Raw genomic sequence first — 19123 nt, 5'->3', positions numbered from 1 at the left:
GATTTATCGATAGAGCGGCGGTCGGGTTGTCAGTCGACGTGAATCACTGGTTCGACATGACGGACAAGCTTGATTGGCGGCACACGGCGACTCAGCCACACCGAAGCAACGGCGATCACTGCCGCCACGGCAAGGCCGATGTGGATCGCCGAAACGAGCGATTCGCGCGCCGCTTCGAGCAGCAGCGCGCCGTTGTGGCCGGCGTGGGCCAGCTGGCTCAGCAGCGGCACCTGTGCTTCGTGATTGATCAGGATCTGCGGATCGCCGAGATCGTCGAACCATTGCGTCGCGTGATCGTTTTCCAGCGCGGTGCGCACGCCGCTTGCGTACATGTGGCTCACGAACGTGCCGGTCAGCGCCGTCCCGAGCATGCCGCCGATCATCCGAAGCGATTGCAGCAGCGCCGTCGCGATACCAAGATGTTCGCGGCCGGCCGTCTGCTGCGCGAAGATCGTCAGGTTCGGCATCACGAAACCGAGACCCATGCCGCCGAGGATCATGAACGTCATCAGGATCGAGCGCGGCATGCCGCGCGTCGCGATCACCACGCCAAGGCACGAGATCGCCAGCAACGTAAAGCCCGCGTAGAGCATCAGATTCGGATTGCGCATCCGTGACACGAACCGGCCGTTCGCAATGCTGCCGATCGTGATGAACACGACGAGCGGCGTAATGACGAGCCCCGCTTCCTTCGGCGAAAGCCCGAAGCCGCCCTGAAACAGCAGCGGCGCGTAGAACAGCAGCGAAAACATGGTGAAGCCGCCCAGCACGGAAAGCGTGAACAACGCGGAGAGGCTGCGGTTGCGGAACATGTCGAGCGGAAGAATCGGCTGCGCGAAGTGCTTCTCCCACTTCCACAACGCCCATCCGGACACGAGACTGATTGCCAGCAGGAGCGGCGCGACACCGCTGATACCGTGCTTCGGCAACAGCTCGACGAACAGTTGCAGGCAGCCGAGCGCGACGGCGATCAGCAATGCGCCTGGCCAGTCGAGCCGCATCTTGGTCTCATGCTCGACATGCCGCAGATGGGGCAGAAAGCGCCACACGAAAAACAACGACACGACGCCAACCGGCAGATTGACGTAGAACACCGAACGCCAGCCGTAATACTGCGTGAGGAAGCCGCCCAGCGACGGTCCGACGGCGTTCGCAATGCCGAACGCCGAACTCATCAGCACCTGCCAGCGCAGCCGCACGACGGAATCGGGGAAGAGATCGGCAATGCACGCGAACGCAGTGCCGACCAGCATGCCGCCGCCGATGCCCTGCAATCCGCGCGCGAGGACAAGGAACAGCATGGAATTCGCCATGCCGCACAGCACGGAAGCGCCGGTGAACACGATGATCGAAGCGATCACGAACGGTTTGCGCCCGTAATAGTCGCCGAGACGTCCGAAGATCGGCACGGTGATCACGGACGTGAGCAGATACGACGTCGCGACCCACGCGTAAAGCTCGAACCCTTTGAGTTCCGCGACGATGGTGGGCAGCGCGGTGCCGACGACGGTCTGGTCGAGCGCGACCAGCATGGTGACGAACGAGACGCCGAGCATCGCCATCAGCGATTCCCGGAACGGCAGGACTTGCCCGCTCGAATGATGTGCAGCGGTGTGGACAGCCATTTTTTTGATTGCGCAACTGTTGACAGATCAACGAATATTGAATCATAGCACGGCGACGGGGTTCTAAACTGGCTGAACGGGCGGCTTTGTCGTCTGGGAACGCCTCATTGATCTGATACGTAAGCACACAGGAAGACTCATGGAATCCATTCCCCGCGCCGCACAGGAACTGTCGACCGAGGATCTGAAAGCGCTGAGCCACGCAAAACACGAACTCGAAAGTCCGGGGCTTGCGATGAAGCTGGCGAGCATTGTCGGTGCGCCGCTGGAGAAGCTGATCGCACGCATGCCAGGCGTCGCCAACGAAAAGGTGACGGACGCGACGCAGGCCGCGCTGCGCAAATGCCTGCAGATCGCCTTGAAAACGCTCGGCCGCGCAGCCGGCGCCGGTCCGTTCGCCGCGCCCGACAAACCGAGCAATCTGCTGCACAAATTCGCCGTGGCGACGACCGGCGCGGCAGGTGGCGCGTTCGGCCTGTTCGCGCTGCCGGTCGAGTTACCGGTCACGACCACGCTGATGTTCCGTTCGATCTGCGACATCGCGCGCAGCGAAGGTGAAGATCTGTCCGATATCGACACGCAACTGCAATGCCTGACGGTGCTCGGCATGGGCGGCACGTCGAAAACCGACGACGACGCCGACCTCGGCTATTTCATCGTGCGCGGCGCGCTCGCGCAGTCGGTATCGAAGGCGACCTCGGAAATCGCCGCAAAAGGCATGACCTCGCACGGCTCGGCGGCGTTGCTGCGACTCCTCAACACAATCGCTTCGCGGTTTTCAGTGCAGGTCAGCGAACAGATCGCGGCGAAGTCGATTCCCGCGATCGGCGCGGTGCTGGGCGCGATGGTCAACACGGTTTTCATCGACCATTTCCAGCAGGTCGCGCACGGCCATTTCACCGTGCGCCGGCTGGAACGCCAGTACGGACAGGCGCTCGTCGAGGCAACGTATCAGACGGTCGATGTCTCGCTCGACGGCTGAGCCGCACGCACCGACGTCACCCGGTTGACGAACGCGGCCGCCTTGTCGAGCGCCGCGCCGGCTTCCGGGATGAACGGCGCGAAGATCTGCCAGACGTGTGGCATCTCCGGCCAGATTTCGCATTCGACGTGAACGCCGGCTTCGCGTGCCCGGTTGGCGACGCATCGCGTGTCGTCGAGCAGCACTTCGGTGTCACCGGCCTGCATGAAGAGCGGCGGCAACCCGTGCAGGTCCGCGTATAACGGCGACGCGTGAGGATGCGTCGCCGCCGTATCGCCCAGATAAACCTGCGCGGCACGCGCGATGGCCGGGCCGCTGAACATCGGGTCGCGGCCATCGTTGCTGCGGATCGTGTCGCCGGTTGCGGCGAGATCCGTCCATGGCGAGAACAGCACACCGCCGGCCGGCATTGGATCGCCGGCATCGCGCAGCGCGACGAGCGTCGCGAGCGCAAGACCGCCGCCCGCTGAATCGCCGGCGATCACGATCGATCCGGCAGGCGTTCCATCGGTCAGCAACTGGCGCCAGGCGGCGACGGCGTCGTCGAGCGCCGCAGGAAAGCGATGCTCGGGCGCGAGACGATAGTCGAGTGAAAACGTCCGCGCACTGGCGCGTCTCGCCAGTTCGAAAACGAGCGAACGATGTGATTGCGGCGAACAGAAGTAATACCCGCCGCCGTGCAGATAAAGGATCGTGCGTCGCGGAATAGCCCGGGCTGCGTCCGACGGTGCAGTCGGTTCGAGCCATTCGCCACGCATCGGCGCATCACCCGGGCGATACTGCTCGCGCAATGCCCAGCCGCGCGGCACGCGCGGCGCCCACACACGTTTCGCGGTGAGCGCGCGGGCGTGCTCCACGTCGATCACCGGGTCCAGGGTGCGCGGACGGAACTGCCTGCGCAGAAACCAGCATGCGAGCGTGCTTTGCCAGCTCATCGGGTCGATCTCATCGAAAGGTGAGCCGTCATGGTACGTGCAATCACGGGCGCAGGGCCTGACGGTCGGCTCCGGGTCCAAAGACCGCCCGCCGCGCAACGCCCAGCCGCGCTGCGGGTGAACAGCTAGTTCGCCGGCAACACCTGTCCGCGGATTTCACCGCTCGGATTCTGTGCCGTGTGGATGTTGAAGTACCACTGGCCGCCCATCAGATCCGTCACCTGTTGCTCGGTCAGCGTCGCCGATCCCTTGATCGGACTGGCAAGCGCGTCCCTGGCGATTGGCACCTGGACCTTCGCGTTCTGCCCGACCGGCGCGGGACCGTGGAAATGCGCCATCGTCGCCGGGCCGGAAAGGTCGCCGTAAGTGATGGTCCATTGCAGGGTTTTCGTCGACGTATCGAATGTCGCGTTCAGATCGCCGTGGCCATGGCTCACACGCGGCGGTACTTCGCTGGACGGTTGCAGATCGGCCTTCAGCGCGACGGTATCCGCGGATGCCACCCCCGACGCCAAGGACCACAACACGACAGCCAGATTCAGCCTGCGAAACGTGTTCATCCAGTTCTCCTGTATAGCGCCGGGCGTAAAGGAATCGATTGCACGGGGCGCATCACATACTAGTGCAAATCCGCCGGAGTCGTTTGTGGTCACGTGTTCGCCGGCTCAGAGCAAAAAAAAGCACCGCGAACGGTGCTTTTTCTCACTCCCTGCGTGGCTTGTACGCTACGCGGAAGCGACTTAGAAGCGGTGACGCAGACCCGTCGTGACCACGATCTGGTTACGCGAGCTCGACGGCGCATTCGTACCGAAGACCTGCGTCGGGATCAATGCGCCGTTGCCACCGGCCGACATCACGCCTTCCGCATAGATGTCCGTGCGCCTGGACAACGCGTAGTCCGCCTGCAGGCCGAACTGGTTCCAGTGGCTGGACGTATTCGCTGCGTTGAGCGTCGACTCCACGGCCTGCGTGTACGTGTAGGCCGCACCCACTGCCAGTGCCGGCGTCAGGTTGTAGCGCGCGTTGATTTCGTAGTTGTTGAAGCGGATCGAACCGTCGCCGTATGCGAACTGATAACGACTTTGCGTGTACACCATGCCGACAGTCGCGGCACCGAACTCGTAGCTACCGCCGAGACCCCACGTGCGCTGCGTCTGGCTAGTCACGGCGTTGCCCGCGAACGGACCGTCCTGCACGGCGCCGCTGCTGTTCAGGTTCGAGCCTTGAATCTGCAGGTAAGCCGCGCCCAGTTTCAGGCCGCCTGCCTGGTAGCCGGCACCGACGCTGTACGCGCGGTTGTCCGCGAAGCCGTCGGTCTGGTTCGAGAACGCGTACAGGCCGCTAAACGACAGGCCCGCGTAGTTCGCGCTCTGATATTTGACCGAGTTGTTCATCCGGATCGAGTTGTTCGCATTGTCGTTGTCGCCCGGGTGCGCGAAATACGTGCCGCCCCAGCTGCCCGTCGCCGTGAGCGGCCCGAGGTAGTCGACCACGGAGTCGTACTGGCGACCCATCGTCAGCGTGCCGTAATCGCTCGACAGACCCACGAACGCCTGACGGTTGAACAGCTTGTTATTCACGTCGTTGTGACCGTTCATGACGTCGAAGCCGCTTTCGAGGGTGAACACGGCCTTCATGCCACCACCGAGATCTTCCGCGCCGCGCATGCCCCAGCGGCTACCCTGAAGATTGCCGCCCGTCATACGGTAAGCGGGGCCGTGCGCGTCCGGATCGGTCACGCTCGTGCGTTCATTCTGGACGTACGTGAAGCCTGCGTCGATCACACCGTACAGCGTGACGCTGCTCTGCGCGCTGGCGGCGGTGGCGAAAGTTGCGGACACAGCCGCGAGAACCAGAGTTTTTTTCATGTAAAGCCCCTTGATACTGAGTCGACTGACTCGATTGATTGCGTGGCGCAACTTCAGGCCTGGGCGGTATCGGTACGCACACGAGGCCTGGACCGTTACCGGTTCTATCTGCGTGTCAAAGTGTGGGGGCTGGGTTTTATCGAGGCCACTCGCAAGCGCACAAAACATTTTTTGATTTATTCAAAAACCGCGCGACCTTGCGTGTATTGATCTTGATGACAAAGGATTTTCTCTTGTCTCTATATTTATTTCGCCATACTTATCTAGATAAAGCGTTGTCGATGCGCCACACGCATTTTTTCGATTAAATCGGGATACGTGAGTCCTTGCGAATGTTTCAGAGAATTCCCGTTTCGAGAGTGAGCACACTCATCTAGCATCCCGCTCTTTCACGCGCTACACGCGTGCTTTCCGGTATAAGAACTGTCGATGAATCTGCTTCAGGCCATGCGCGTCTTTCTTCAGGTCGCGGAGAATAATTCGTTCGGGCGCGCCGCCGCAAGTCTCGGTCTGTCGAATGCCGTGGTGACACGCTATGTCGCGCTGCTGGAAACGCATCTGGACACGCGGCTCGTCAACCGCACCACGCGCAGCCTTTCGCTGACCGAAGCCGGCCATGAATATGCAGATGGCTGCCGTCAGGTGCTCGACCAGATCGAGACGGTGGAATCGCAGGTTGCGCGCAGTGCCAGCGAGCCCTCGGGAACGCTCAAGCTCGTTGCTGTGGCGTCGTTCTCGCTCTTCGGTCTGACACCGCTGCTGCAGCACTATCACGCGCAGCATCCGAAGGTGAAGCTGTCGGTCACGCTGTTGCACCGGCCGGTCGATCTGATCGAAGAAGGCTTCGATGCCGGCATCGTCGTACCGGGGCAAATCAGCAGCGAAACCATGATCCGGCGTCCGCTATTCAAGGTGCATCCGGTCGCCGTCGCGTCCGCGCGTTATCTGGAGACGTATCCCGCGCCGGAGCAACCCGACCAGCTGGTCACGCACACCTTTCTGGCGCCGTCAGCCGACATTCACAGTTCGACCTGGCGCTTCGCACACGCGGACGGGCACGCTCAGACGGTAAGTCTTAACCCCGCTTATGCAGTCAACAATTCGGTCATGCTCCGGCAGGCCGCGCTGGCGGACATGGGCATCACGATTCTTCCCGGGAACCACGTCGCGGCGGATCTCGCGCAAGGCGTGCTGGTACGCGTGCTACCCGACTGGCGCATCCTCGATGCTGACAAGGAGCTATCGCTCGTCTATCCGGGTCGTCGCCACGTATCGGCCAAGACGCGTTCGTTCGTGGATTTCACGGTGAATTACTTCCGCGCCGGCCTGCCGCCCGCGCACCTTTCCATATATTCCAATAGTTAATTGCAGAATCTGGTCTCAATCTTTCGGCACGGAACGCGTACTCTCCGACCTGCGAGAAGCGACTCCTTCATCGAAGGATGTCTCCAAACCTTTAACGCGGCTACGGCCGCGTTTTTTTCGTCTGTACCGCGCTGGTCACGTTGTCTTTCTTGCCGTGACACAGTCGCGTCACACATCATCAGGCGAGCAGTGCCGCCTGCTCTTCGATACCGTCCAGAATCGTCCCGCACTGCGCGACGAGTGCGTGCCCCTCCGCGCGAAGCTGTGCGGACGGCCACTGCTGCATCCCTTGCCGGTACCGCTCCAGTAACTCGAGCAATGGCGGATACTGCAGCACACCCGCAGCACCCATCACGCGGTGATGCCACTCCCGCAACGGTTCGATGTCCGGTGAATCGACAGGTGACGAATCGACGGGCGACGCCTTGTCGATGCCTTCCAGTAACATTGGCAACGCGCGCAGGTCGTCGCGCACCGCGGAGACAAACGCATCGAGCAGCGACTTTACCGTCGACTCGCTTCCCCACAACTGGGTCATATAAGCGAGGTCGACCGGCACGAATGCGCGCGTCGGCAGGGGCGTAGAACGACCCGTCAAGGATGTGTCATCGACGTCCGTTATCTGCGAAGTTTCGCCCGGCTCACGCGTGATATCCGCGCCAAACCAGCGCGCGAGATAATCGCGCAAGGTGGCAAGACGCGTGGGCTTGACAAGGCAGTCGTCCATCCCGGCTTCGCGGCAAGCCCGCAAGTCTTCCGGCGCGGTGTTGGCGGTGATGCCGAGAATCGGCAGCCGCATCGCATCGCCCTTTCCGTGTCTGCCTTCACGCGAACGCACTTCCCGCGCCAGTTCGTAGCCCGACAGATTCGGCATGTGACAATCGGTTATCAGAAAACCGTAGTGCGTGCGCTCAAGTGCGGCGAGGGCTTCGGCGCCGTCATCGACCACGTCGCACGCGAAGCCGAGCAGCGCGAGCTGATGACGGATCAGTTCCTGGTTGACCGGATGATCTTCGGCCACGAGCACGAGCCGCCCGCTCGCCATCGCGCGCTCGCGATCGGGCTCGACGCCCCCGGTTTCGATCGCGTCGGTCTGCCGCGAGGGCACGCCTGCGAGGCCGCTCAGCGCCGCTGCGCACGCCGCGCCCAGCCCGCGCCATGAAATCGGATTGATACTGAGCCTGACGTTGTCGTCAACGATGCGATAACCCGTCGGCTTCGGCTTTTCCGTCAGGCACACCACGCGCACATGCGAGGGAACCTCGTTCGGGATGACCAGGCCTTCAACGATGAAAAGCAGATCGACAGCGGCGAACATCGCAGACGTAGAATTGTCGAGCGCGGCCGGCGAGACGCGCTCCAGCGCAAGCCCAAGCGCCTCGCCGAAGTGCATCATCGCCTCGGCCACCTGCGTGTCGGCGATGACAACCATGCCGCGTTTACCCCGCAACCGGCCAGCGGTATGGCTTTTTCGTTCGACCGGCATCGCGAGCCGCAGTGTCATGCGCGTGCCGGTTCCAGGCGTGCTCTGCAGCTCGAGCGTGCCGTCCATCAGATCGACCAGCTTGCGGCAGATCGTCAGCCCGAGTCCCGTGCCGCCGAATCGCCGTGTCGTCGACGATTCGGCCTGCACGAACGGCTCGAAAAGTCGCGCCTGCACGTCCGGCGCGATGCCAATGCCCGTATCTTCGACGACGATATCGACGGTCTGCACGCTGTCCGTCTGCTCACGCAACGCGACCCGCACGTCCACCTCGCCGGCTGGCGTGAACTTGATCGCGTTGCCAAGCAGATTGAAGAGAATCTGTCGCAGCCGCACGCTGTCGCCGCGCAAACTCGCGGCCACATCGGGCTCGACGTCGACACGCACTTTCAGTCCTTTTTCGTGCGCACGCCCCGCAAGCAGCCCGACTGCGTTGTCGACCAGTTCGCGCAGTTCGACCGGCTCCGATTCGATTGTGAGCCGGCCCGCCTCGATCTTCGAATAGTCGAGCAGATCATCGAGAATCTGCAGCAGCGCGCCCGCCGACTCGTGGATCATGCCGAGCATCTCGCCCTGATCGGCGTTGAGCGGCGTACGTTCCAGCACTTCGACGAGACCCAGCACGCCGTTCATCGGCGTGCGGATTTCGTGACTCATCATCGCGAGAAAATCGTCCTTCGCGCGCGATGCCGCTTCGGCGACGTCCCGCGCGCGCGCCAGTTCGTCGGCGCGGGCGTGATCGGCGCTCGCGTCGACGCCGTAGCCACTCCACACGATGCTGTGCGCCGCCTCGCGACGCGGCACCAGTTCCGCGTGCACCCAGCGAAAGCCGGGCGCGCCGCCGTCGAGGCGAAATTCGACGTGAACCGGCTGCAGCGAGCGCGCCGAGCGCACGAGGGCAACCATCAACGTGCGTCGATCTTCCGCACAGACGCGCCTGAAATCGAGGCTGCCCGGTTCGGTCAGCGCGCGGCCATCGTTGCCCAGCAGGCCCTGCGTGTCGCCGCCCACGTAGAGAAAGGAATATGCGCCGGACGGGTCGCGACGCAACTGGAACACAACGGCCGGAAGCGAACGCGTGACGTCGAAGAGGCGCCGCTCGGTTTCGTGCGCGAGCACTTCCACGTTACGGATATCGGTGATATCGACGAGTGTCCCAAGCACGCACGAAGGCGTGCCGTCGATGCCCGTGCACATGCATGTCCAGAACAGGCCGTGTCGAACGTCGCCCGCGCGGCCGGTGAATTCCAGCTCGATCTGCTGCCACGCGCCGCTTTCGAGCGTGCGTCGCGTCATGTGGTCGAGACTCACGCTGTTCGCGGCGCCCCAGGCCTGAACATCGAGGCTCGTCCGGCCGATCACCGCTGAGCGGGCGAGTCCTGTGGACGCCTCATACGCACGATTGACGGCGATGTACCGCCCGTCGAGATCCTTCGCGACGAGCGGGTAAGGCACCATCTCCATCATCGTCTGCTGGAAATTGAGCTGTGTCGCGAGTTCGCGCTCGGTACGCTTGCGCAGTCGCATTTCACGTTGCAGCAGTGCATAAGCGCGCAACGTCACGATCAGGATTACGCCGATCGCGATCAGAAACGGCAGCAGACGCATCGCGCTGACCGACCCGATTCCGCGCAGTGGCGCGGACGGAACGATCCACCGGTTGCGGATACGATGCCGCTCATCCTGCGACATCGCCGACAGCGCGCGATCGAGATCGTCGCGCAGCGCGGGACGCTGGCGCGGTACGGCGAAGCGCAATTCGCCGGTACGCCCTGTCTCGTCGAACGCGACATCGAGGTGAGCGAATGCGCCACTGGAAAGCTGCGAACGGACCGCGGGCGCGAAGCCGAGATACGCATCGGCTTCGCGACGTTCGACGGCAGCGAGTGCGGCCAGCGTATCGGTATAGGTGAGAACGTGGGCGTGTGGATAGCGCGCGGCAAGGAAGCCCTCAAGCGCGAAACCCTTTTCGATTGCGAGACGGGCGCCCTGCAACTGGCTGCGCGTGAAGGACGCGCTGCGCTCCTCGCGCGTCACCACGGATAACGGCGCACGAAAGTACGGCGCAGTGAACAACAGGCAACGATCGCGCTCAGGCGTGCGTGCGACGCTCATCAGAACGTCGATCTGCCCTTCGCACGCGGCGTCGAGCAGTTGCGGCATGTCGGCGTACGTGCGGGTTTCGAGCCTCACGCCCGGGCCGGTGAGCGCACGCAGATAGTCGACGCTCAGGCCGTTCAGATTCGCGCCATTGACGCTCTCGAACGGGGCCCAGCCGCCCGCGAGCACGCCGATGGTCAATCCGGCCGTGGATACATCGGTCAGCGTGGCCGATGCGGACTCCAACGGCACAACTGCGAGCGCGACGTGAGCAACCCACGCAAACGCGAACACCACGCAAACCAGCATGCAATGCATCACACGCTGCACGAGGTCCCGCCGCGAAAACGCGAACTGAATCTTCATTTGGGTTCTGGGTATCGGCGCGGCGGAATCACGGGCGTTCCACCGCCTTGCGTGTCACCCCGGCTGCACGCGCTTTCCGATCGACGCCTGGGCATGAATGCAGAAGACCGGCGAGCACACCGCCGGCGATCGGTGCGGCCCAGAAAAGCCAAAGCTGATCGAGCGCCCAACCACCGACGAAGAGCGCCGGCCCGCTCGAACGCGCCGGATTGATCGAACCGTTCGTGACCGGTACGGCAATCACGTAGATCGCGCATAGACAGGCGCCGTTCACCATGGGCGCGATCGTGCGCAATGCACGCCGGGATAGCTGAAGATTCATCCAGACGAACGCGAGCGACATCGTCAGTTCGAGTACAAGCGCCGACTGCAACTGGAAATCGCCGGGTGAGTGCTCCGCATAGCCGTTCGCACCGAAGTCGCTGATCGCAAGATCGAACCCGGGCCGGCCGCCGGCGACGATGTCGAGCAAGGCGGCGCCCGCCGTCGCTCCGAGGATCTGCGCGGCGATATAAGGCAGCAGGTGGCTCACGCGGAAGCGTTGCGCGACGGCGAAGCCGATCGTCACGGCAGGATTGAAGTGCGCGCCGGACAGCCCACGCGCGGCATAGCTGGCGGTGGCGAGCGCGAGCCCGAACGCGACCGGTGCCACAAGGCCCGCACCGCTGCCTTGCGAAAGCGCACCGTTCAGAATCAGACTGCCGCAGCCGACAAACACGATCCAGGCCGTGCCCGCTGCTTCCGTGAGCAGACGGCCACTCAGACTGGACATGCCGTCTCCGTCGCATCCCCGTCGCTCGCCACGACAGCGAAATTCGCATTAAGAATAAGATATTCGATATGCATAACGAAATATATAGGAGCCAGTTTCACCCGGGACGCGCGAGTATGGGGTCCGCCTTCCGCGCTATTTATCGGACGATTCCTAAATTGACTGCGCCCGCGGAACCGGCGACACGCTTAAATCAAACCGGTTTGTCGCGCGTAATCAGCAAGCTCGACTTCGGAAGTAAGGCCGAGCTTGCGCATTGCGCTGCGTTTCTGGGTGCTGATCGTCTTGCTGCTGCGATCGAGCGTTCGCGCGATGCGATCGATCGTCATACCGTGTGCGTACATCTGGAAAATTTCCCACTCACGCGGGCTCAACACGCCCAGCCGCGGTTGCGAGGACGGATCGGCGGCTTCCAGTGCGCGCCGCGCGTGACCGGACAACCATAACGTGCCGGCGACCACTGCTTCGATGGCACCCAGCAGTGAATCAGGCGCATCGCGTTTGTCGACGATTGCGCCGACGCCGATGTGCAGCAGCCCGAGCAACGTGTGCGTGTGATGGATCATCGTCAGCACGACAACCTGCGGATGCGGCGACTCCCTCAGCACACGGCGCAACAGCGACACCGCATTGCTCTCACCACCGATACCGGGCATGGCGATGTCGGAGATAATCACGTCGCAGTGGTAGTGATCCAGCAGTTCGGCGAGCGCCTGGGTATCGGCGGCCTCGCCGACAACCCGCACGTGCGGCGCGGCCGACAGCAACGAACGCAGGCCGTGCCGCACGCTGCTGTGATCGTCGGCAAGGATGACGCGAACGGTTTCTTTCAACGCGCGGCCTGCACGGCGGCTTCGGTCACGACACCATGGTCGACCGCGAAGCGAAACAGCTCGACATCGGTGTGCAGGGCGAGCTTTTTCATTGCCGTGCACTTCTGCGCACTGATTGTCTTGACGCTGCGTCCAAGCCGCGTTGCGATTTCAGTCACGCCGAGACCGGTCGCGTAATGTGTAAACACTTCCATCTCGCGGCGTGACAGTAGCTGGCGCACCTGATCGAGCTGACGCATTCGCGTGGCGTCGGAAAGTTGCGCGCGAACTGTCGGGCCAAGGTAGCACTCGCGCGCCAGCACGGTCACGATTGCCACGTTGATCAGGTCGATGCGGTCGCGCTTGCTCACCACCGCGTTTGCACCGAGATTGACAGCCTGTTGCAGGGCCTGCGCGTCGGATTCCATGGTCAGCAGGACCAGCGCGACATGCGGATGACGTGCCCGAAAGTGCGCAATGGCTTCAAGCCCGTCGCTGTGCTCATCACCCGGCATATGCAGGTCCATTACCACGAGGTCGCAGCGCACCTCCTCTGCCAGCGTGAGCACCTCGCCCGAGTTCGATGCGCGCCCCACGATCCTGATGTTCGGAAAGCCCGACAACAGGTGTTCCACGGCAAGCAAAACGAGTGGATGATCGTCGGCGATGATGGTTCGAATCGAGGTGGCAGGTTCGCCGGTGTCGCTGCTGTCGCTAAGGCGGGGGTGGGTCATGAGGTTCGTCTCCGGCGCGGGTCTGCACGTGGATGCCCGCGTGGTGCGGGCGTCCTGTCTGCCAGATCGAGAATCGAATATTTACCATCCGCTCGACATAAGAAAGGTCTTAAATCCCCCATTCTCCCCGACAACGTCCTTCATTTGCTTAGTCATCCGATTCTTTTCACGCCATGCCGTGTGCACGCATGAATGCGAACAGGCCTGGATCATTGCTTACACCCAGCTTGAGCATCGCGTCGCGCTTCTGACGGCTGACGGTACGCACGTTGCGATCGAGCCGGCGCGCGATTTCGCTGATCGACAGCCCGCTGACGAAAAGACCGACCACTTCGGTTTCACGCGGCGACAGGCGTGGAACTACCGTCATCTCGCTCGCTTCCGAGCCGGCTTCCGCCAGCGTGGCGAGAATCGATTTGCTGACGTAGGAGCGTCCGTAGCTGACCGTGCGCACTGCCGTCGCCAGTTCTTCCATCGAACCGGTTTTATTGAGCACGCCAGAAACGCCATCGGTCATGATCGAGCGCAGGATGCCGGCGTTCGTGAGACTCGTCAGCACGATGATCCGGATCTGCGGCCAGCTCTGGCGGATGCGGCGCATGAGACGCAGACCGTCTTCGGCCGGTGCGCCCGCTTCCGGCATGGTCAGATCGGTCACGAGCACGTCGCACGGCTGGCGCTCGAGCAGCCGCATCAGCGACTGCGGGCCGTTCGCCTCGCCGACGACTTCGATGGTCTCGTGCAATGCGAGCGACGCACGAACGCCGATCACGACAAAGGGATGATCGTCGGCGACGACGACCCGTATTTTCGGCATGTTTTCTCTCCATGTTGGTATAGGTGTGAAGTCGATACCCGGAGCGCGCCTGGGAAAACCGGCGCGCTCCATGCCTGATCACATCACCACAAAAAGAGAACAAAAATCAGAGTGTTCTGAATCGTATGACAAATCGTAGTTTGGCTAGAAATCTCCGCCGGCCGGATTGAAACTGATTCACGCCGGCGTCGGCTTGACGCCACGCGAAACGGCGGCCCGCGGAAAGACAGGCAGCGCAGCCAGTGCGCAGAGGCTTCCCATTGCCCAGACGAGCGGCCACGATCCGATCGACAGCACCAGCGGAATGGCGAGCGGCGTGACGAACATCATCATGAACACACAGGTGTTGCCGATCGCGAGCGCGGTGCCGGCGCGGCGCGTGCCGGCGAGCGTCGCCAGTTCGGTGAAGGCGACGCCGTGCCATGCCGAGGCCGACACGCCACCCAGCACGATCATCGCGGCGAACACGGTCGCCATCGCCGCATGTGACGCGCCCACGCCTGCCGTCAGCACGGCAAGCGGCGCGAACAGCAGTGCGGTAACAAGGCTGCACGCGCGCATGTATGCACGGCGGTTACCGCGACGATCAGTCCAGTGACCGCTCCAGACGCGCATGATGGCCGCGCCCGTCTGCACCGCCGCCATCGTGACGCTGATCGTGAGCAGGCCCGCGCGGCCGAAGTCGTGCAGAAAAACGGTGGCGAACGTCACGACGGTCAGTTGCGGCACGCACAGCACACCCATGCCGAGCGCCGTGCGCCAGATCCGGACGTCGCGCAGCGGCGAGGTTTGAGGCGCCGTGCGCGCGTCTTCACGCGTGGCACGCGCGACGCCTTCCCCGGCAGGCGGTTCATGCAGCCAGCGCCATGCGAATCCTGCCGTCACCGCGCACAGCACCGCCAGCACGCCATACACGCACGCGAAGCCGTGCCACGCAGCCAGCGCCGGCAGGACCAGCGCGCCAACGCCTCCGCCTGCCGGCACAGCCGTCTGCCGGATGCTCATCGCAAGGCCGCGTTCGCCTTCGCGAAACCACGCCATGACGGCGCGACCGCTCGAACCGTTGACGCTGCCGCCCAGCAGCCCGACCAGCAGTAGCCCCGCCGCGAGCATCGGGACACCGGGCACGTACGCGCCCTTCGGTGACACGAACCCCGCCATCGCCGCGAGCGCCGCCGCGGTAAGTCCGAGGCCGAGCAGCAACACCCGCCGGTCGCCCCAGCGGTCTGTGAGCACGCCCCACGGCAGCTCGCTCACCGCAATGCCCAGCCCGAGCATGCCAAAGAGGAGCCCAAGTGCGTGATTATCGACGTGATAGCCAGAGCGGATAAACACCGCCGTGGTTGGAATGCCGGAGAACGCCGCCGAAAAACTCGCGTTGGCCGCGAAGCCGACGCCTAGCACTTTCCAGCGATGGCCGCGCCCCCGCGCACCGGATATACCGGGTGAAAGATGACCGCTCATATGACCTCCCGATGGTTCGATGACGCAATCGTACGGATGGACTATCCATCGGAAAAGCGGGAAAATCAGATCACTTTCATCGGAGTTTCCGAATCATGAACCAGCGTGCGTTCGATCTTGCGCAGCTTCGAACTTTTGTCGCCGTGGTCGAGGCCGGCACTGTTTCGGGGGCTGCGGAGCGAGTGTTCCTGTCGCAGTCGTCGGTCAGCGAACAGGTGAAAAAGCTCGAGGAGCGCGCCGGGCAGCCGCTCTTCGTGCGCAGCAAACAGGGCGTCACCGCGACGCCCGCCGGCACGAAGCTGCTCGCTCACGCGCGCCGCATTCTCGCGATGAGCGAAGCGGCGTTCGAGGACCTGCAGGGGCGCGCGCTCGACGGCGAACTGCGGATCGCGATCACCGACTACTACCGGCCGCACGAAATCGCGGGTGTGCTGAAGACCTTTTCGGAACAGCATCCGCGTCTGCGTCTGCACGTGACGGTGCTGCCGAGCGCGGTCATCGACAGCGCCAGCGACGACACGAGCTTCGACATCGGCCTGTCGCTACGCCTCGTGACACCCGAAAGCAAGCGTGCCGCCGCCGGAAACGGCCGCCAGAAAGGCTCGGTTATCCGCCGCGAAAAACTGGTGTGGGTGACATCGGCCGATGCAGACCCGCGTATCGCGACGCCTTATCCGCTGGTGCTGCTGCCATCCAGCTGCCAGTTACAGCGCTTTGTCGTGAAACTGCTCGACGAACGTGACGTGCCCTACGTGATCTCGCATTCGGCGTCCGGCGTGGCAGGCTTGCAGCTCGCGCTGAAGGCGGGTCTCGGCATCTCGTGCCTGAACGAGTCGTCGATTGGCGGGGGACTTGTCGCCTGCCCCGCTTCGGTACGCCTTCCTGCGTTGCCGGCGGTGGAGTTTCATCTGCTGCCGGGCCGTCCCGGCGAGGACGATCTCGTCGCCAACGCCCGCGCCGCGTTGCAGCGCCTTTTCAGCTGAGTCGAAAAAAAGCGACGCGCCGCGAAGACGCGGGCGTCGCTCTCACTTCGGAACCCAAGGTTTCAGTCAGGCCCGAACCTGAAGTCAGATGGCCACCGGCGCCGGCAACGCAGCCGGGCGCCGCTCCACGCGGGTATTCAGGGAAGCCGCCGTGCCCGTGCCCGTATGGAACACCGCGACCGCGGCCGTCAGGCGCCGCGCCTGGTCTTCGAGCGAACTCGCCGCAGCAGCCGCCTGCTCGACGAGCGCCGCGTTTTGCTGCGTCACCTCGTCCATCTGCGCGACGGCGAGGTTCACCTGATCGATGCCTGTACTCTGCTCCGACGCAGCCGCCGCGATCTCGCTCATGATGGCGCTCACCCGCGTGATGGCGTCGACGATTTCCGTCATCGTCGAGCCCGAGCGCTCGACCAGATCCGCACCCGCTTCGACACGCGCCGTCGATTCGCCGATCAAGCCCTTGATCTCCTTCGCGGCACCGGCGCTGCGCTGCGCGAGCGAACGCACTTCGCTCGCGACCACGGCGAAGCCGCGGCCCTGTTCACCGGCGCGCGCCGCTTCGACGGCGGCGTTGAGCGCGAGAATGTTCGTCTGGAACGCGATGCCTTCGATTACGCCGATGATGTCGCCGATCTTGCGCGAATCGCTGACGATGTGGTTCATCGTGCCCACCACCTGCTGTGTGAGTTCGCCGCCCTGAGCGGCGAGACCCGAGGCACCCTGCGCGAGCGAACTGGCCTGCTTCGCGTTCTCGGCCGTCTGCTTGACCGTCGACGTGAGCTGCTCGATGCTCGCCGCGGTTTCCTCGAGCGAAGCCGCCTGTTCTTCGGTACGCTGCGACAGATCGGCGTTGCCCGAAGCGATCTCGCTCACGCCGGTATCGATCGATTCCGTTCCGCTGCGTACCGTGTTCACGGTCGCGATCAGCGATTCCTGCATCTTGCGCAATGCGGAAGCGAGCTGACCCATTTCGTTGTCGCCGGTAATCGCGACGCGGCCGCTCAGGTCGCCGCCCGCGATGCGCTGGAACTGCGCGATCGTCGCGTTCACCGGATGCACGATCGCGCGCACCATCGCCACGCGGCCCACCCACGCAAGCACGAGCGACACCGCCATGCCGACCGCGACCATCACGCTCACAGCGTTGAAGCGGACCTGCGCGTCGCCGTAGCGCTGCTCGGCGTGGTCCAGTTGCAGTTTCTCCAGCACGAGCATCGACTTCTCGAAGTTGCTATAGAGCGACGGCAGCCTGTGCGCCTGAAGCTGCTGGAAGGCGGGTCTGTCGCCGGCTTTCAGCGCGGCCATCGCAGGCTCGACGCCTTCGTGCAGGAACGCGTCGCGCTTGTCCTGCATGTCCTTGATGAGGCGCTGCTCGTCGTCATCGGTACCTGCCTTGCCCAAATAGTGGTCGAGACGTTCGTTCGACGATTTCTGATACTGATCGAAGCGCTTGAGCACGGCGTCGGCGCCGGCGTGGTCGTTCAGATCGACTAGCGACGCGTAAGTCGCGAGCGCAAGGCGCAGGCGCAACAACTGGCCGGCGCTGCCTTCCAGATCCGCGACCGCCGGGGTATCGACCGTGTACATCTGTTGCAGCGATTCATTGCTGGCGCGCAGCGACAGCAGGCCAGCCGCCGCACCGACGAGCAGGACGATCCCGAAAAAGGCAATCATCAGGCTGAGGTACGTGCGAATCGACAAATTCTTCAACATACATTGTTCTCCGTGATGCAGCCCCGGCGAGTCCGGCGCCTCGTGTACGGCTGGGCTTCCGCGTGTTCGCTGTATCCCGGCCGCTCCGCTCCATCCGTTTTTCATTAAGCGGACGCAACATATCTGGTTGACGGCCTGGCCGCCGAAAACTTGAAGGCGTGAGTGCGCCGCACGCGTGTCGAAGTTGACGCGGCGCAATGTTTCGGAAACAGGGGCAGAGGCTGTGGCCCGGGGCAACGGCTAGCGGCCGGTCATTCCGCCATCGTGGGAGACGCCGCTTCGGGCTCCTTCTGGATCCGCTGGCGCCGGTACCAGACCGTCCACACCGTCAGCCCGCCGTAGACGGCATAGCCGAGCAGCGCCGACGCATGCGCGGCGCGCGGATCGCCCGGCCACGAATAGACGATGGCGCACCGCACGAGATTCTCCGACGTCATGAAGACACCCCAGACGAGCGTCATCATGCGCAGCGCAGCCGCGAGCCCCGGGCGGACTGTCCAGTTCTGCTCGAATTCGGCGGCGCGGGCCGGGCTTTCGCGTGCGATCGTCGAACGGCCGAGGTAATACACCATCGGGCGCCGAAACAGCAGCGACACCAGAAACGATGCGCCGACCATCCCGGACACGAGCGGTTCCTCGAGCACGCGCTTTCCCGGACCGCTGCTGATTCCAGGCGCAACCAGCGACAGCGCGATCCCGACGAGCACGAGTGCGCTCAGCGCGTCGAAGTGACGGTGACGCGACAGATCCCACGTCATCCACGCGAGCAAAGGCAGTGTGGACGCGAGCAGACCGCCTGCATCGCCCCAGTGCGGCGCCGCGAGGCGAAACGCGAGCCACGGCAGCAGCAGGTTCACGCAGACCGCGGACAGGTATCTGAGCCGGTTTTTCATGCCTGTGATATTGGCAGACTTTCTCATGGCGTAATGTGTCGCAGGTACGATCCTCGCCCGCGCATGCGGCGCGATCAACGGCACGTGAGATGGCGGAAAAACACGGGAAGACACACATCGCGAACATGACGCTGCATATGGACCGGGATGTCCAGCATTGCCTGTCGCGGCGGCTTGACGGAGAGTAGCGAAGCTACAATTACCGGAGCAT

The 19123-nt window shown here is 63.5% G+C and carries 15 protein-coding genes; 3 read left to right on the top strand and 12 right to left on the bottom strand.

The window, feature by feature from the left end; genetic code table 11:
- Positions 1-29: 29 nt before the first annotated feature.
- Complete coding sequence (locus LPA37_RS02805; RefSeq protein ID WP_229011343.1) at positions 30-1625, bottom strand: MDR family MFS transporter; 1596 nt, start codon at positions 1623-1625, stop codon at positions 30-32.
- Between the two features lie 139 nt (positions 1626-1764).
- On the opposite strand from LPA37_RS02805, the gene LPA37_RS02800 reads away from it, so the two are divergent.
- Positions 1765-2607: an EcsC family protein gene (locus tag LPA37_RS02800; RefSeq protein ID WP_229011341.1), complete on the top strand. Its 843-nt coding sequence runs from the start codon at positions 1765-1767 to the stop codon at positions 2605-2607.
- On the opposite strand, the gene LPA37_RS02795 is transcribed toward LPA37_RS02800, so the two are convergent.
- The 3 genes from LPA37_RS02795 to LPA37_RS02785 all read right to left on the bottom strand — a co-directional run bounded on the left by LPA37_RS02795 (position 2577) and on the right by LPA37_RS02785 (position 5410).
- Positions 2577-3542: an alpha/beta hydrolase gene (locus tag LPA37_RS02795; protein ID WP_229011339.1), complete on the bottom strand. Its 966-nt coding sequence runs from the start codon at positions 3540-3542 to the stop codon at positions 2577-2579. The genes LPA37_RS02800 and LPA37_RS02795 overlap by 31 nt on opposite strands.
- A 125-nt stretch (positions 3543-3667) precedes the next feature.
- Positions 3668-4102, bottom strand: coding sequence for a CHRD domain-containing protein (locus tag LPA37_RS02790; protein WP_229011337.1), 435 nt, complete (start codon positions 4100-4102; stop codon positions 3668-3670).
- Between the two features lie 180 nt (positions 4103-4282).
- Positions 4283-5410: a porin gene (locus tag LPA37_RS02785; RefSeq protein ID WP_229011335.1), complete on the bottom strand. Its 1128-nt coding sequence runs from the start codon at positions 5408-5410 to the stop codon at positions 4283-4285.
- Between the two features lie 429 nt (positions 5411-5839).
- On the opposite strand from LPA37_RS02785, the gene LPA37_RS02780 reads away from it, so the two are divergent.
- Positions 5840-6775, top strand: a complete 936-nt coding sequence (locus LPA37_RS02780; RefSeq protein WP_228978958.1) for a LysR family transcriptional regulator — start codon at positions 5840-5842, stop codon at positions 6773-6775.
- A gap of 178 nt (positions 6776-6953) precedes the next feature.
- On the opposite strand, the gene LPA37_RS02775 is transcribed toward LPA37_RS02780, so the two are convergent.
- The 6 genes from LPA37_RS02775 to LPA37_RS02750 form a co-directional block, all read right to left on the bottom strand.
- The gene (locus LPA37_RS02775; protein ID WP_229011333.1) at positions 6954-10724 is read right to left on the bottom strand and encodes an ATP-binding protein; all 3771 of its coding nucleotides are present in this window, start codon (positions 10722-10724) and stop codon (positions 6954-6956) included.
- 28 nt (positions 10725-10752) lie between these two features.
- Entirely contained in the window at positions 10753-11496 is a 744-nt protein-coding gene (locus tag LPA37_RS02770) for an aquaporin (protein WP_229011331.1), read from the bottom strand.
- A 188-nt stretch (positions 11497-11684) separates the two neighbouring features.
- On the bottom strand, positions 11685-12329 hold the full coding sequence (locus LPA37_RS02765) for a response regulator transcription factor (RefSeq protein WP_229011330.1): 645 nt from the start codon (positions 12327-12329) through the stop codon (positions 11685-11687).
- A complete protein-coding gene (locus tag LPA37_RS02760; RefSeq protein WP_228978965.1) occupies positions 12326-13042 on the bottom strand; it encodes a response regulator transcription factor in 717 nt (238 codons plus the stop codon). Before LPA37_RS02760 ends, LPA37_RS02765 begins: the two co-directional genes overlap by 4 nt.
- A gap of 166 nt (positions 13043-13208) precedes the next feature.
- Positions 13209-13859 carry a response regulator transcription factor gene (locus LPA37_RS02755; RefSeq protein ID WP_228978967.1) on the bottom strand — a complete coding sequence of 217 codons (651 nt, stop codon included), beginning with the start codon at positions 13857-13859 and terminating at the stop codon, positions 13209-13211.
- 177 nt (positions 13860-14036) lie between these two features.
- Positions 14037-15323 (bottom strand): MFS transporter, encoded by a 1287-nt coding sequence (locus tag LPA37_RS02750; RefSeq protein ID WP_229011328.1) that lies wholly within the window; start codon positions 15321-15323, stop codon positions 14037-14039.
- 95 nt (positions 15324-15418) lie between these two features.
- On the opposite strand from LPA37_RS02750, the gene LPA37_RS02745 reads away from it, so the two are divergent.
- On the top strand, positions 15419-16306 hold the full coding sequence (locus LPA37_RS02745; protein ID WP_228978970.1) for a LysR family transcriptional regulator: 888 nt from the start codon (positions 15419-15421) through the stop codon (positions 16304-16306).
- 84 nt (positions 16307-16390) lie between these two features.
- Here LPA37_RS02745 and LPA37_RS02740 read toward each other — a convergent pair whose 3' ends face one another.
- Together LPA37_RS02740 and LPA37_RS02735 are read right to left on the bottom strand one after the other, a co-directional pair.
- Complete coding sequence (locus LPA37_RS02740; protein ID WP_228978972.1) at positions 16391-18019, bottom strand: methyl-accepting chemotaxis protein; 1629 nt, start codon at positions 18017-18019, stop codon at positions 16391-16393.
- A 251-nt stretch (positions 18020-18270) separates the two neighbouring features.
- Positions 18271-18939: a VC0807 family protein gene (locus LPA37_RS02735; RefSeq protein ID WP_229011326.1), complete on the bottom strand. Its 669-nt coding sequence runs from the start codon at positions 18937-18939 to the stop codon at positions 18271-18273.
- Positions 18940-19123: the final 184 nt, after the last annotated feature.

It is taken from the genome of Paraburkholderia gardini, assembly GCF_907164545.1.
GTDB classification, from domain to species: Bacteria; Pseudomonadota; Gammaproteobacteria; order Burkholderiales; family Burkholderiaceae; genus Paraburkholderia; species Paraburkholderia gardini.
The sequence above is the reverse complement of the archived record's forward strand: the minus strand, read 5'-3'. Positions and strand labels throughout refer to the sequence as shown.

Excerpts from the sequence above, each read along its gene's own strand:
- LPA37_RS02790 (WP_229011337.1), bottom strand. The coding sequence starts at position 4,102 with ATGAACACGTTTCGCAGGCTGAATCTGGCTGTCGTGTTGTGGTCCTTG.
- LPA37_RS02760 (WP_228978965.1), bottom strand. The coding sequence starts at position 13,042 with ATGACCCACCCCCGCCTTAGCGACAGCAGCGACACCGGCGAACCTGCC.
- LPA37_RS02740 (WP_228978972.1), bottom strand. The coding sequence starts at position 18,019 with ATGTTGAAGAATTTGTCGATTCGCACGTACCTCAGCCTGATGATTGCC.
- LPA37_RS02755 (WP_228978967.1), bottom strand. The coding sequence starts at position 13,859 with ATGCCGAAAATACGGGTCGTCGTCGCCGACGATCATCCCTTTGTCGTG.
- LPA37_RS02795 (WP_229011339.1), bottom strand. The coding sequence starts at position 3,542 with ATGAGCTGGCAAAGCACGCTCGCATGCTGGTTTCTGCGCAGGCAGTTC.
- LPA37_RS02770 (WP_229011331.1), bottom strand. The coding sequence starts at position 11,496 with ATGTCCAGTCTGAGTGGCCGTCTGCTCACGGAAGCAGCGGGCACGGCC.
- LPA37_RS02780 (WP_228978958.1), top strand. The coding sequence starts at position 5,840 with ATGAATCTGCTTCAGGCCATGCGCGTCTTTCTTCAGGTCGCGGAGAAT.
- LPA37_RS02785 (WP_229011335.1), bottom strand. The coding sequence starts at position 5,410 with ATGAAAAAAACTCTGGTTCTCGCGGCTGTGTCCGCAACTTTCGCCACC.
- LPA37_RS02735 (WP_229011326.1), bottom strand. The coding sequence starts at position 18,939 with ATGAGAAAGTCTGCCAATATCACAGGCATGAAAAACCGGCTCAGATAC.
- LPA37_RS02805 (WP_229011343.1), bottom strand. The coding sequence starts at position 1,625 with ATGGCTGTCCACACCGCTGCACATCATTCGAGCGGGCAAGTCCTGCCG.
- LPA37_RS02775 (WP_229011333.1), bottom strand. The coding sequence starts at position 10,724 with ATGAAGATTCAGTTCGCGTTTTCGCGGCGGGACCTCGTGCAGCGTGTG.
- LPA37_RS02800 (WP_229011341.1), top strand. The coding sequence starts at position 1,765 with ATGGAATCCATTCCCCGCGCCGCACAGGAACTGTCGACCGAGGATCTG.
- LPA37_RS02750 (WP_229011328.1), bottom strand. The coding sequence starts at position 15,323 with ATGAGCGGTCATCTTTCACCCGGTATATCCGGTGCGCGGGGGCGCGGC.
- LPA37_RS02745 (WP_228978970.1), top strand. The coding sequence starts at position 15,419 with ATGAACCAGCGTGCGTTCGATCTTGCGCAGCTTCGAACTTTTGTCGCC.